This is a genomic window from Mycobacterium sp. ABE4_509 (assembly GCF_056160785.1).
Genome location: NZ_JBSWXU010000005.1, coordinates 67,773 through 80,713 on the forward strand (window position 1 = coordinate 67,773; position 12,941 = coordinate 80,713).

Annotated in this window: 9 protein-coding genes and 1 pseudogene; all 10 read left to right on the plus strand. The window is 70.2% G+C overall.

What is annotated here, in order from left to right; genetic code table 11:
- The first annotated feature begins 130 nt into the window (after nucleotides 1-130).
- The gene (locus tag ACXAID_RS02280; protein ID WP_475020553.1) at nucleotides 131-2,116 is read left to right on the plus strand and encodes a S9 family peptidase; all 1,986 of its coding nucleotides are present in this window, start codon (nucleotides 131-133) and stop codon (nucleotides 2,114-2,116) included.
- Nucleotides 2,117-2,127: 11 nt separating this feature from the next.
- Complete coding sequence (locus tag ACXAID_RS02285) at nucleotides 2,128-3,408, plus strand: saccharopine dehydrogenase family protein (RefSeq protein WP_475020554.1); 1,281 nt, start codon at nucleotides 2,128-2,130, stop codon at nucleotides 3,406-3,408.
- A gap of 24 nt (nucleotides 3,409-3,432) precedes the next feature.
- Nucleotides 3,433-6,126, plus strand: a complete 2,694-nt coding sequence (locus tag ACXAID_RS02290; protein ID WP_475020555.1) for a valine--tRNA ligase — start codon at nucleotides 3,433-3,435, stop codon at nucleotides 6,124-6,126.
- Nucleotides 6,123-7,541, plus strand: a complete 1,419-nt coding sequence (gene folC / locus ACXAID_RS02295) for a bifunctional tetrahydrofolate synthase/dihydrofolate synthase (RefSeq protein WP_475020556.1) — start codon at nucleotides 6,123-6,125, stop codon at nucleotides 7,539-7,541. The genes ACXAID_RS02290 and folC overlap by 4 nt, the downstream gene beginning before the upstream one ends.
- Complete coding sequence (locus ACXAID_RS02300; protein ID WP_475020557.1) at nucleotides 7,538-7,936, plus strand: DUF4233 domain-containing protein; 399 nt, start codon at nucleotides 7,538-7,540, stop codon at nucleotides 7,934-7,936. The genes folC and ACXAID_RS02300 overlap by 4 nt, the downstream gene beginning before the upstream one ends.
- Before the next feature lie 10 nt (nucleotides 7,937-7,946).
- Complete coding sequence (gene ndk / locus ACXAID_RS02305) at nucleotides 7,947-8,357, plus strand: nucleoside-diphosphate kinase (RefSeq protein ID WP_475020558.1); 411 nt, start codon at nucleotides 7,947-7,949, stop codon at nucleotides 8,355-8,357.
- Nucleotides 8,358-8,674: 317 nt separating this feature from the next.
- On the plus strand, nucleotides 8,675-11,686 hold the full coding sequence (rne, locus tag ACXAID_RS02310) for a ribonuclease E (RefSeq protein ID WP_475020559.1): 3,012 nt from the start codon (nucleotides 8,675-8,677) through the stop codon (nucleotides 11,684-11,686).
- A 156-nt stretch (nucleotides 11,687-11,842) separates the two neighbouring features.
- On the plus strand, nucleotides 11,843-12,166 hold the full coding sequence (gene rplU / locus ACXAID_RS02315; protein WP_163677012.1) for a 50S ribosomal protein L21: 324 nt from the start codon (nucleotides 11,843-11,845) through the stop codon (nucleotides 12,164-12,166).
- A gap of 17 nt (nucleotides 12,167-12,183) precedes the next feature.
- Nucleotides 12,184-12,450 carry a 50S ribosomal protein L27 gene (gene rpmA, locus ACXAID_RS02320; RefSeq protein WP_475020560.1) on the plus strand — a complete coding sequence of 89 codons (267 nt, stop codon included), beginning with the start codon at nucleotides 12,184-12,186 and terminating at the stop codon, nucleotides 12,448-12,450.
- Nucleotides 12,451-12,541: 91 nt separating this feature from the next.
- Nucleotides 12,542-12,941 (plus strand): annotated as a pseudogene (locus tag ACXAID_RS02325) (GTPase ObgE); the annotation flags it as partial.

Consider the following 12,941-nt stretch of genomic DNA (forward strand, 5'->3'; position numbering starts at 1 on the left):
GTTTATTGGCAGTGTCCCCGAGGTACTGACGGTGTACGAAGTTTGACGCTAACGGTGGGAATGTGTCCCACCTGTCAAGACGCGTTAAATCCGTGTGAAGTCGTGTTGGGCAGTGTGTTACGAAATCCGCATGACTTCCGAAGGCGGATCTGCATCACCGTTTAACGACCTCGACGAGTTCCTGGCCCTACCCAGGGTGTCCGGGCTCGCCGTGTCCCGCGACGGATCCCGCATCGTCACCGCGGTGTCCCGGCTCAACGCCACAGGCACCGAGTTCCTCAGCGCGCTGGTCGAACTCGACCCGGCGGGACACGCGGCGGCCCGGCGCATCACCCACGGCGCCAAAGGCGAGTCGGGCCCGCAGTTCACCGCCGACGGCGACCTGCTGTTCCTGGCCGCCCGGCCGGCCCCCGGCCAGGACGAGCCGACCAAAGCGCTGTGGCGGCTGCCCGCGGCCGGTGGCGAGGCCGTCGAGGTGCTCACCACCCCCGGCGGGGTCGACGCGGCAGTCTCGGCGCGCGCGGCGGACGTGACCGTCGCGGCGTCCTCGCTGATGCCGTCGGCGACCGACCTCGACGACGACCGCAAGCTACGGGCGACGCGCAAGGACAACGGGATCTCCGCGGTGCTGCACGACGGATACCCGATCCGGCACTGGGACCACGACCTGGGCCCCGAACAGCCCCACCTGTTCACCGCCGACGGACGCGACCTGACCGCACAACCGGGCGCCGGCCTGCGCGACGCCCAGTTCGACCTCAGCGCCGACGGCGCCTTCGTCGTGTCGACCTGGCAGGTCCCGGCACCGGGCGCGGCCACCCGCAGCGTCCTGGTGCGCGTCGACGTCGCGACCGGGCGGCGCAGCGTCATCGCCGACGATCCGGACGCCGATCTGGGCGGTCCGGCGATCTCCCCGGACGGGCGCTCGGTCGCCTTCACCCGCGAGACCCTCTCGACACCGCAGCAGGCGCCGCGAATCACCCTGGGGATACTGCGTTTCGGCGATCAGGTAGAGGAGCTGACCGGCGGCTGGGATCGCTGGCCGACATCGGTGAGCTGGTCGGCCGACGGCTCCACGCTGATCGTGACCGCCGACGAGGACGGCCGCGGGCCGATCTTCGCCGTCGACCCCGCGTCCGGTGCGGTGCGGTGCGTGCTGGCCGACGACTTCACCTACACCGACGTGTGCACCGCCCCCGGCGGGCAGCTGTTCGCGCTGCGCAGTTCCTATGCCGCCCCGGCGCATCCGGTGCGCATCGACGCCGACGGGGCGGTGACGGTGCTGCCCTGCGTGGACCTGCCCGACCTGCCCGGCGAGCTGACCGAGGTGCGCACGACCGCCGCCGACGGACAGCCGGTGCGGTCCTGGCTGGCGCTGCCGCACGGCGCTACATCCGCACCGTTGCTGCTGTGGATCCACGGCGGCCCACTGGCGAGCTGGAACGCCTGGCACTGGCGGTGGAACCCGTGGCTGATGGTCGCCGCCGGCTACGCGGTGCTGCTGCCGGATCCGGCCTTGTCCACCGGCTACGGCCAGGACTTCATCCAGCGCGGGTGGGGTGCATGGGGCTTCGCGCCCTTCACCGACCTGATGGCCGCCACCGACGCGGCCGCCGGGCACCCCCGCGTCGATGCCACACGTACCGCGGCGATGGGCGGGTCCTTCGGCGGCTACATGGCCAACTGGATCGCCGGGCACACCGACCGGTTCGACGCCATCGTCACCCACGCCAGCCTGTGGGCCCTGGACCAGTTCGGCTCGACCACCGACGGCGCGTACTGGTGGGCCAGGGAGATGACCGCCGAGATGGCCGCGGCGAACTCGCCGCACCGGTTCGTCGCCGACATCGCCACCCCGATGCTCGTCATCCACGGCGACAAGGACTACCGGGTGCCCATCGGCGAGGCGTTGCGGCTGTGGTTCGAGCTGCTCAGCAAGTCGGCACTGCCGGCCGCGCCGGACGGCACCACCGCTCATCGCTTCCTCTACTTCCCGTCCGAGAACCACTGGGTGCTCAAGCCCGCGCACGCCAAGATCTGGTACCAGGTGGTGCACGGTTTCCTCGCCCGCCACCTGCTCGGAGAGGTCGTCGAACAGCCGGAGACCCTCGGGTAGCGTCGGTAAGCATGAGCACACACGATGACGGCAGCACCCCCACGCACGACCGGGAACACGACATCGTCGTGTACGGCGCCACCGGCTTCGTCGGCAAGCTCACCGCGCAGTATCTGGCCGCCGCCGGCGGTGACGCCCGCATCGCGCTGGCCGGCCGCTCCACCGACCGGCTGCTCGCGGTGCGCGAATCGCTGGGGGACAAGGCGCAGTCCTGGCCGCTGATCACCGCTGACGCCGAACAGCCCTCGACGCTCGCGGCGATGGCCGCCAGCACCCGGGTGGTGGTCACCACGGTCGGGCCCTACCTGCGCTACGGCATGCCACTGGTGGCTGCCTGTGCGGCCGCCGGCACCGACTACGCCGACCTGACCGGCGAAACCCTGTTCATGCGCCGGGCCATCGACGAGTACCACAAACAGGCCGCCGACACCGGCGCGCGCATCGTCAACGCGTGCGGGTTCGACTGCATCCCTTCGGACCTGACGGTTTTCGCGCTCTACCGGCAGGCCGAGCGGGACGGCACCGGCCAGCTGGCCGACACCGACTACGTGGTGCGCCGGTTCGCCGGCGGAGTCTCCGGCGGCACCGTGGCCTCGATGGCCGAACTCTTCCGCGAATCCTCCGCCGACCCCGATGCGCGCCGCCAGCTGCTCGACCCCTACATGCTGTCCCCGGACCGCGCGGCCGAGCCGCAGCTGGGCGCCGAGCCCGACGCTCGGTGGCGCCGCGGCCGCGACATCGCCCCCGAACTCGACGGCTACTGGGTCGGGGCGTTCGCGATGTCGATGGTCGACACCCGGATCGTCCGACGCAGCAACGCATTGTTGGGCTATGCCTACGGCCGCCGGTTCAGCTACGCCGAGCAGATGAGCCTGGGCCGCTCGGTGCTGGCGCCGGCGGCGGCGGCGCTGACCACCGCCGGCAACGTCGCCACCACCGAGCTGGGCAGCCGGTTCCTCGACCGGGTGCCCCGCCGGGCCCTCGAACGCGTGCTGCCCAAGGTCGGCACCGGGCCCAGCGAACAGACCCGCGAGAAGGGGCACTACTCGGTCGAGACCTACACCACCACGACCGGCGGCGCCCGGTACGTGGCGCGGCTGTCCCAGCAGGGCGACCCGGGCTACAAGGCGACGTCGGTGCTGCTCGGCGAGAGCGGGCTGGCGCTGGCGCTGGACCGAGACAAGCTCTCTGACCTGCGGGGAGTGCTGACCCCGGCGGCCGCGATGGGCGATGCGCTGCTGGCCCGGTTCCCCGGTGCGGGGGTCTCGCTGGAGGTGTCCCGACTCGACTGAGCGGCGGCTTCCTAGAATGGCTCGGTGACCTCCCAGCCTCTCGCCAACCCGGACGCCCAGAGCGCCGGCGGCCTCGAAGCCCTGCCCAAGTCGTGGGACCCGGGGGCGGTGGAGAGCGCGCTGTACGAAGGCTGGGTTCGGGCCGGCTACTTCACCGCCGACCCCGGCAGCGGCAAACCCGCCTATTCGATCGTGCTGCCGCCCCCCAACGTCACCGGCAGCCTGCACATGGGCCACGCCCTCGACCACACCCTGATGGACGCCCTGACCCGGCTCAAACGCATGCGGGGCTACGAGGTGTTGTGGCTGCCCGGCATGGACCACGCCGGCATCGCCACCCAGACCGTGGTGGAAAAGCAGCTCGCCGTCGACGGCAAGACCAAAGAGGACTTCGGGCGTGAGCTGTTCGTCGATAAGGTCTGGGACTGGAAGCGCGAGTCCGGCGGCACCATCGGCGGCCAGATGCGCCGCCTCGGTGACGGTGTGGACTGGAGCCGGGACCGGTTCACCATGGACGACGGGCTTTCCCGGGCCGTCCGCACCATCTTCAAGCGGCTCTTCGACGCCGGGCTGATCTACCAGGCCGAGCGGCTGGTGAACTGGTCCCCGGTGCTGCAGACCGCCATCTCCGATCTCGAGGTCAAATACGAAGACGTCGAGGGTGAGCTGGTGTCGTTCCGCTACGGATCGCTGTCCGACGACGAACCGCACATCGTGGTCGCCACCACCCGGCTGGAGACCATGCTCGGCGACACCGCCATCGCCGTGCACCCCGACGACGAGCGGTACCGCGATCTGGTCGGCCAGAGCCTGCCGCACCCGTTCCTGGACCGGCGCATCATCGTCGTCGCCGACGAGCACGTCGACCCCGAGTTCGGTACCGGCGCGGTGAAGGTCACCCCCGCCCACGACCCCAACGACTTCGAGATCGGGCTGCGCCATGCGCTTCCGATGCCCTCGATGCTCGACACGAAGGGCCGGATCACCGACACCGGAACACAATTCGACGGCATGGACCGGTTCGAGGCCCGAGTCGCGGTCCGGGAGGCGCTGGCCGAGCAGGGCCGCGTCGTCGCCGAGAAGCGGCCGTACCTGCACAGCGTGGGCCACTCCGAGCGCAGTGGCGAACCGATCGAGCCGCGGCTGTCGCTGCAGTGGTGGGTCAGGGTCGAGTCGCTGGCCAAGGCCGCCGGTGACGCGGTCCGCAACGGTGACACCGTCATCCACCCGCCCAGCCTGGAGCCGCGCTGGTTCGCCTGGGTGGACAACATGCACGACTGGTGCATCTCCCGACAACTGTGGTGGGGCCACCGCATCCCGATCTGGCACGGTCCCGACGGCGAAACCGTGTGCGTCGGGCCGGACGAGACCCCGCCGGAGGGCTGGGAGCAGGACCCCGACGTCCTCGACACCTGGTTCTCCTCGGCGCTGTGGCCGTTCTCCACGATGGGCTGGCCGGACCACACCCCCGAACTGGCCAAGTTCTATCCGACCACGGTGCTGGTCACCGGCTACGACATCCTGTTCTTCTGGGTGGCGCGGATGATGATGTTCGGCATGTTCGTCGCCGACGACCCGGCCATCACCGCGACCGCCGACGGCCGGCAGAAGGCAGGCGCCCAGGTGCCGTTCGAGAACGTGTTCCTGCACGGGCTGATCCGCGACGAGCACGGCCGCAAGATGAGCAAGTCGCGGGGCAACGGCATCGACCCGCTGGACTGGGTGGAGATGTTCGGCGCCGACGCGCTGCGCTTCACCCTGGCCCGCGGGGCCAGCCCGGGCGGCGACCTGGCCATCGGCGAGGACCACGCCCGCGCATCCCGCAACTTCGCCACCAAGCTGTTCAACGCCACCAGGTTCGCGCTGATGAACGGCGCCGCCCCGGCACCCCTGCCGGCCGCCGAGGACCTCACCGACGCCGACCGCTGGATCCTGGGCCGGATGGAGGAGGTCCGCGCCGAGGTCGACTCGGCGTTGGACGGCTACGAGTTCAGCCGGGCGTGTGAGGCGCTGTACCACTTCGCCTGGGACGAATTCTGCGACTGGTACGTCGAGCTGGCCAAAGTCCAACTCGGCGAGGGCATTGCACACACGACTGCGGTGCTGGCCAGCGTCCTGGACACGCTGCTCAAGCTGCTGCACCCGGTGATGCCGTTCGTGACCGAGGTGCTGTGGAAGACCTTGACCGGTGGCGAGTCCGTCGTCGTCGCCGACTGGCCCGAGCCCAGCGGCTTCGCGGTCGATCACGGTGCCGCGCAACGCATCGCCGACATGCAGAAGCTGATCACCGAGGTGCGCCGCTTCCGCAGCGACCAGGGCCTGGGGGACCGGCAGAAGGTTCCCGCGAGGCTGTCCGGGGTCAGCGCCGCCGGACTGGACGCGCACGTCGCGGCCGTCACCGCGCTGGCCTGGCTGACCCCGCCGGGCGAGGACTTCGCGCCGTCGGCCTCGGTCGAGGTCCGGCTGTCCGGCGCCACCGTGCTGGTCGAGGTCGACACCTCGGGCACCGTCGACGTCGCGGCCGAACGCCGCCGCCTGGAGAAGGACCTCGCCGCCGCCCGCAAGGAGCTCGCCGGCACCACCGGCAAGCTGGGCAACGCGGGCTTCCTGGCCAAGGCCCCCGCCGAGGTGGTGGACAAGATCAGGGTCCGCCAGCAGGTGGCCACCGAGGAGGTGGAGCGCATCACCGCCAGGCTGGCCGCGCTGCCGACACCATGACCGACCCCGAACCCACCCCGGACGAGATTGCGGCCTTGCTGCAGGTCGAGCACCTGCTCGATCAGCGCTGGCCGGAAACCAAGATCGAGCCCAGCACCGCGCGGATCTCGGCGCTGATGGAGATGCTGGGCTCGCCGCAACTGGGATACCCGGCCATCCACATCGCCGGCACCAACGGCAAGACCTCGGTCGCCAGGATGGTCGACGCGCTGCTCACGGCGCTGCACCGGCGCACCGGCCGCACCACCAGCCCGCACCTGCAGTCGGCGGTGGAACGGATCTCGATCGACGGAAAACCGGTCAGCCCGGCGACCTATGTCGACACCTACCGCGAGATCGAGCCGTTCGTCGAGATGGTCGACCGGCAGTCCGAAGCCGGCGGCGGCCCGCCGATGAGCAAGTTCGAGGTGGTCACCGCGATGGCGTTCGCCGCGTTCGCCGACGCACCCATCGACGTCGCCGTGGTCGAGGTCGGGCTGGGCGGCCGGTGGGACGCCACCAGCGTGGTCAAGGCGCCGGTAGCCGTCATCACCCCGATCGGCATCGATCACGCCGAGTACCTGGGCGACACGATCGGTGAGATCGCCGCCGAGAAGGCCGGGATCATCACCCGCCAACCCGAGGACCTGGTGCCCACCGACACGGTGGCGATCATCGGCAGGCAGGCGCCCGAGGCCATGGAGGCGCTGCTGGCGCAGGCGGTCCGGGTGGAGGCGGCGGTGGCGCGCGAGGACTCCGAGTTCGCCGTCCTGGGCCGCCAGACCGCGATCGGTGGACAGCTGCTCGAGTTGCAGGGCCTCGGCGGGGTGTACTCGGAGATCTTCCTGCCGCTGCACGGCGAGCATCAGGCCCACAACGCGGTCCTCGCGCTGGCAGCCGTCGAAGCGTTCTTCGGGGCGGGGGCGCAGCGCCAACTCGACATCGATGCGGTGCGGGCCGGCTTCGCCGCGGTGAGCTCACCCGGCCGGCTGGAGCGGTTGCGCAGCGCACCAACGGTTTTCATCGACGCGGCGCACAATCCCGCCGGTGCCGCGGCGTTGGCCGGCGCGCTGGGCGAGGAGTTCGACTTCCGATTCCTGGTCGGGGTCGTCTCGGTGATGGCCGACAAGGACGCCGACGGCATCCTCGCCGCGCTCGAACCCGCACTCGACCGCATCGTCGTCACCCACAACGGGTCGCCGCGCGCCCTCGACGTGGAGGGGCTGGCGGTCAAGGCCGAGGAACGGTTCGGTCCGGAGCGGGTGGTCGCCGCGGCCACCCTGGCCGATGCCATCGAAACCGCCACCGCGCTGGTCGAGGAGTCGGCAACCGATGTCGATGCCGCCGGCGGCCTGAGCGGCGCGGGAATCGTCATTACCGGTTCGGTGGTGACCGCGGGTGCGGCGCGTTCGCTGTTCGGCAAGGACCCGGCATGAGCGGGCCGACCGCGCCGACGCAGCCACCCGACCCGTGGAAGAGCTTTCGCGGAGTGATGGCGGGCACGCTGATCCTGGAATCCATCGTGGTGCTGCTCGCCCTCCCGGTGGTCAGCGCTGTCGGGGGCGGGCTCACCGCCGGCTCCACCGCCTACGTCATCGGCTTCGCGGTGCTGCTGGTGCTGCTGGCCGGCGTGCAGAAGCGCCCGTGGGCGATCTGGGCCAACCTCGCCGCGCAGCTCCCGCTGATCGCCGGCTGGGTCGTCTATCCCGGTATCGGCTTCATCGGGCTGCTGTTCACCATCGTGTGGCTGCTGATCGCCTACCTGCGTGCGGAGGTGCTGCGCCGGCAGAAGCGCGGGCTGCTTCCAGGTCAGCAGCCCGGGGACGATTAGGCTGGCGGCCGTGACCGAGCGCACCCTTGTTTTGATCAAGCCCGATGGCGTGCAGCGCCGCCTGACCGGAGAGATCCTCAGCCGAATCGAAGGCAAAGGCCTCACCATCGCAGCTCTCGAGCTGAAGAACGTCAGCGACGAACTGGCCCGGGCCCACTATGCCGAGCATGAGGGCAAGCCGTTCTTCCCCTCGCTGCTTGAATTCATCACCTCCGGTCCGGTCGTGGCCGCGATCCTCGAAGGGCCGCGCGCCGTCGCGGCGTTTCGGCAATTGGCCGGCGGCACCGATCCGGTGGAGAAGGCGGCGCCCGGCACGATTCGCGGCGATCTCGGCCTGGAAACCCAGTTCAACCTGGTGCACGGCTCCGATTCGCCGGACTCGGCGGTCCGCGAAATCGACCTCTGGTTCCCGGGCCAGTAGCCTCGCGCCGCCCCGGCGACCGCCGCCTTGTCGGTGCGCCGTCGGGGATGTGGGATACTGGCGGCGGGTGACCGGTCCGACAACCCCGGGTCGGCCGCCCGAATGAAGACTTCGACGAGCGCGACCATCGTGACCGCGGTGCGGCGCAGACCGTCCAGCCATCATTCAGACCGGCACCGGGAAGCCTCCTTCGGGAGGGCCCGGAGCAAGACCAGTACAAGTACGGGAATACCGAGGAATCGGGGCCCGGACATAAATCGGAAGCCCTCGCGTGGCCGCGTCTGCAAACGACGCGCCCGGGGGCTTGAGGAGAATTCGTGGCCGACAGTGAGAACTTTCAAGCCCCAACACAGGACCTCCCGGAAGAGCCGCAGCACGTCGCTGACTCGTCCGGTGGCGCAGCGGAGGCGCCGCCTCCCGAGCGTCTGAGGGTCCACTCGCTGGCCCGGGTCCTCGGCACCACCAGCAGGCGGATCATCGACGCCCTCCTCGAGGTAGACGGCCGGACCCGCAGCGCGCACTCCACGGTGGGCCGCGAAGAGGCCGACCGCGTCCGCCAGGTGCTCGCCGAGCCCGCGACCAGCGACGATGCCCCCGCAGCAGGCGGCGACGTCGCTCCGGCGGCCGGCCAGCAGCCGGAGCCTGAGCCTGAGCAGGCCGCCCAGTCCCCGGACGCCCCCGACGCCGAGCAGGCAGCGGCCGAAGAGGAGCCGGAATCACGGCTGATCCTGGAGTCCCCGGCGCCGCAGAGTGCGCCGGCCGCCGACTACCTGCCGCTGTTCGTCGCCCCGCAGCCCGTCGACTTCGACGAGCGCCGCAGGAGCCGCGACGACGACACCGACTCCGACGATTCCGACGACACCGATTCCGATACCGACTCCGAGGACTCCGACTCCGAGGACTCCGACGAGCAGTCCGACCGCCCGGCGAACAAGCGGCGCCGGCGCGGACGCCGGGGCCGGGGCCGTGGCCGGGGCGAGCAGAACGGCGACGACTCGTCGGACGACTCGGGTGACAACGCGGCCGACGGTCAGTCCGACAAGCAGGGCTCCGGTGACTCGTCGGGGTCGGGTGACGACTCCGACGACGACTCCGACGATTCCGACGATGACGACAGCTCCTCGTCTGAGGGCGGCAACCGCCGCCGGCGGCGGCGCCGGCGGCGCAAGTCCGGTGCCGGCGACGACAGCTCGTCGCCCGACGACCCGCCCAACACCGTCGTCCACGAGCGGGAGCCGCGCGGCAAGGGCGACAAGGGCAACAAGGACGGCAAATCCGGTGACAACGAGATCCAGGGGATCAGCGGGTCGACCCGGCTGGAGGCCAAGCGCCAGCGGCGCCGCGACGGGCGCGACGCCGGACGGCGGCGCCCGCCCATCCTGAGCGAGGCCGAGTTCCTGGCCCGGCGCGAGGCCGTCGAACGGACGATGGTGATTCGCGACAAGGTCCGCACCGAACCGCCGCACGAAGGTGCCCGGTACACCCAGATCGCCGTCCTCGAAGACGGCGTCGTCGTCGAGCACTTCGTGACCTCGGCGTCCTCGGCATCGCTGGTGGGCAACATCTATCTCGGCATCGTGCAGAACGTGCTGCCCTCGATGGAGGCCGCCTTCGTCGACATCGGCCGCGGCCGAAACGGTGTCCTCTATGCGGGCGAGGTCAACTGGGAGGCCGCCGGCCTCGGTGGGGCCAACCGCAAGATCGAACAGGCCCTCAAGCCGGGCGACTACGTCGTCGTGCAGGTGAGCAAAGACCCGGTCGGGCACAAGGGTGCCCGCCTGACCACCCAGGTCTCGCTGGCCGGTCGCTACCTGGTGTATGTGCCCGGCGCCTCGTCCACCGGAATCAGCCGCAAGCTGCCCGACACCGAGCGTCAGCGGCTCAAGGAGATTCTGCGCGAGGTCGTGCCCTCCAACGCCGGCGTGATCATCCGGACCGCGTCCGAGGGTGTCAAGGAAGAAGACATCCGCGCCGACGTGGAACGGCTGCAGAAGCGCTGGACCGACATCGAGGCCAAGGCCGCCGAGATCACCGGTAAGAAGGCCGGCGCCTCGGTCGCCCTCTACGAAGAGCCTGACGTGCTGGTCAAGGTGATCCGCGACCTGTTCAACGAGGACTTCTCCGGAATGGTCGTCTCCGGCGACGACGCGTGGAAGACGATCAGCGACTACGTCACCGCGGTGGCTCCCGAACTGCTTCCCCGGATGTCGAAGTACGAGCCGGCCGCACAGGACGGCCCAGACGTGTTCGCCGTGCACCGCATCGACGAGCAGCTGACCAAGGCGTTGGACCGCAAGGTGTGGCTGCCCTCGGGCGGCACGCTGGTCATCGACCGGACCGAGGCGATGACGGTGGTCGACGTCAACACCGGCAAGTTCACCGGGTCGGGCGGCAACCTCGAGCAGACCGTCACCCGCAACAACCTGGAGGCGGCCGAGGAGATCGTGCGTCAGCTGCGGCTGCGCGACATCGGCGGCATCGTCGTCATCGACTTCATCGACATGGTGCTTGAATCCAACCGCGACCTGGTGCTGCGCCGGCTGACCGAGGCGCTGGCCCGGGACCGCACCCGCCACCAGGTGTCCGAGGTGACGTCGCTGGGGCTGGTCCAGCTGACCCGCAAGCGACTGGGCACCGGGCTGTTGGAGGCGTTCTCCACCTCGTGCACGCACTGCGCGGGCCGCGGAATCCTCGTGCACGGTGATCCGGTCGACGCGGGCGCGACCTCCGGCCGCAAGTCCGAGTCCGGCGGCGGCCGCCGGAGCAAGCGGGGCAAGCGCGGCGGTCGTGAACAGGACGTGCAGGTCGCCAAGGTGCCTGCGCACTCTCCGGGCGAGCATCCGATGTTCAAGGCGATGGCCGCAGCCAACGGCAAACACCCCGAGGAGGGGGACGAGGACACCGCTGAGAGCGCGGAGGCGGTTGCGGGCGAGGACGTCGCAGTGCCCGAACCCAGCGCCGCCCGGCAGGCCGGCACCGACGATTCCGACGAGGACTACGACGACTACGACGACTCGGACGACGACGACTCGGACGACGACGATTCGGACGACGACACCGACGACACCGACGACACCGACGACGACACCGATGACGACGACGATTCGGATGACACCGACGATTCGGATGACACCGACACCGACGAGATCGACCTGGACTCCGATGACGACGAGGACGATGACGAAGACGACCTCGACGTGATGGACCGCTCCGACAAGAGTGATTCGGTCCGTGATCCGGCTGGCGGGCCGGTCGCGGTGGCGGCCCCGGCCAGGCGGTCGCGCCGGCGCGCCGCGGCTCGACCCGCCGGTCCACCGTCACAGGAGTGAGCGGTTTGACCCTCTACCCGCTGGTCACGTACCCTTGACCAGTTGTCTCCAGGCCAAGCCCACGGCGGGCCGGAGACAGGGACGAGATCCCGACCAGACCCGCACGCACACCCTCAGGTGATGCGCGCCCGCACGCGAGACAGAGGAAGACCAACGATGGCAGCCGATAAAGCCACGTACGCGATCGTCAAGACCGGTGGCAAGCAGTACAAGGTCGCGGCCGGCGACATCGTCAAGGTGGAGAAGCTCGACGTCGAGCCCGGCGGCACGGTGTCGTTGCCCGTCGCGCTGGTCGTCGACGGCGCGAAGGTGACCACCGACGCCAAGTCGCTGGAGAAGGTCGCGGTCACCGGCGAGGTGCTCGAGCACACCAAGGGCCCGAAGATCCGCATTCACAAGTTCAAGAACAAGACCGGCTATCACAAGCGGCAGGGCCACCGTCAGCAGCTGACGGTGCTCAAGGTCACCGGCATCAAGTAACGACGGGAGCGACACACATGGCACACAAGAAGGGCGCTTCCAGCTCGCGCAACGGTCGCGATTCCGCCGCCCAGCGGCTCGGCGTCAAGCGTTTCGGCGGTCAGGTCGTCAAGGCCGGCGAGATTCTCGTCCGCCAGCGCGGGACCCACTTCCACCCCGGCGCGAACGTCGGCCGTGGCGGCGACGACACGCTGTTCGCCACCGCGCCGGGCGCCGTGGAATTCGGCATGAAGCGCGGCCGCAAGTTCGTCAACGTGGTCCGCGTCGCCCGCACCGACGCCTGAGAGGTCCCTCGCCGCGACCGCGAGCCAGCTGCGAGTGAAGGGACACTGACACTCGCAGCACCCTCGCGCTCGCCGGAAAGGAAGACCACCCATGCCCCGGTTCGTCGACCGCGTCGTCATCCACGCGCGGGCGGGCAACGGAGGCAACGGCTGCGCCTCGGTCCACCGCGAGAAGTTCAAACCCCTCGGCGGTCCCGACGGCGGAAACGGCGGCCACGGCGGCAGCATCGTCTTCGTGGTAGACCCGCAGGTTCACACGCTGCTGGACTTCCATTTCCACCCGCACGTCGTCGCGCCCTCAGGCAAGCAGGGGGCGGGCAGCAACCGTGACGGGGCTGCGGGCTCCGACCTCGAGGTCAAGGTCCCCGACGGCACCGTCGTGCTCGACGAGCAGGGCCGGGTACTGGCAGACCTGGTGGGCGCCGGAACCCGGTTCGAAGCCGCGGCCGGCGGCCGCGGCGGCCTGGGCAACGCGGCGCGGGCCTCGCGGG

Coding starts and splice junctions, on each gene's coding strand:
- folC (WP_475020556.1), top strand. CDS start 6,123: ATGACCGACCCCGAACCCACCCCGGACGAGATTGCGGCCTTGCTGCAG.
- rpmA (WP_475020560.1), top strand. CDS start 12,184: ATGGCACACAAGAAGGGCGCTTCCAGCTCGCGCAACGGTCGCGATTCC.
- ACXAID_RS02285 (WP_475020554.1), top strand. CDS start 2,128: ATGAGCACACACGATGACGGCAGCACCCCCACGCACGACCGGGAACAC.
- rplU (WP_163677012.1), top strand. CDS start 11,843: ATGGCAGCCGATAAAGCCACGTACGCGATCGTCAAGACCGGTGGCAAG.
- ACXAID_RS02300 (WP_475020557.1), top strand. CDS start 7,538: ATGAGCGGGCCGACCGCGCCGACGCAGCCACCCGACCCGTGGAAGAGC.
- ACXAID_RS02280 (WP_475020553.1), top strand. CDS start 131: ATGACTTCCGAAGGCGGATCTGCATCACCGTTTAACGACCTCGACGAG.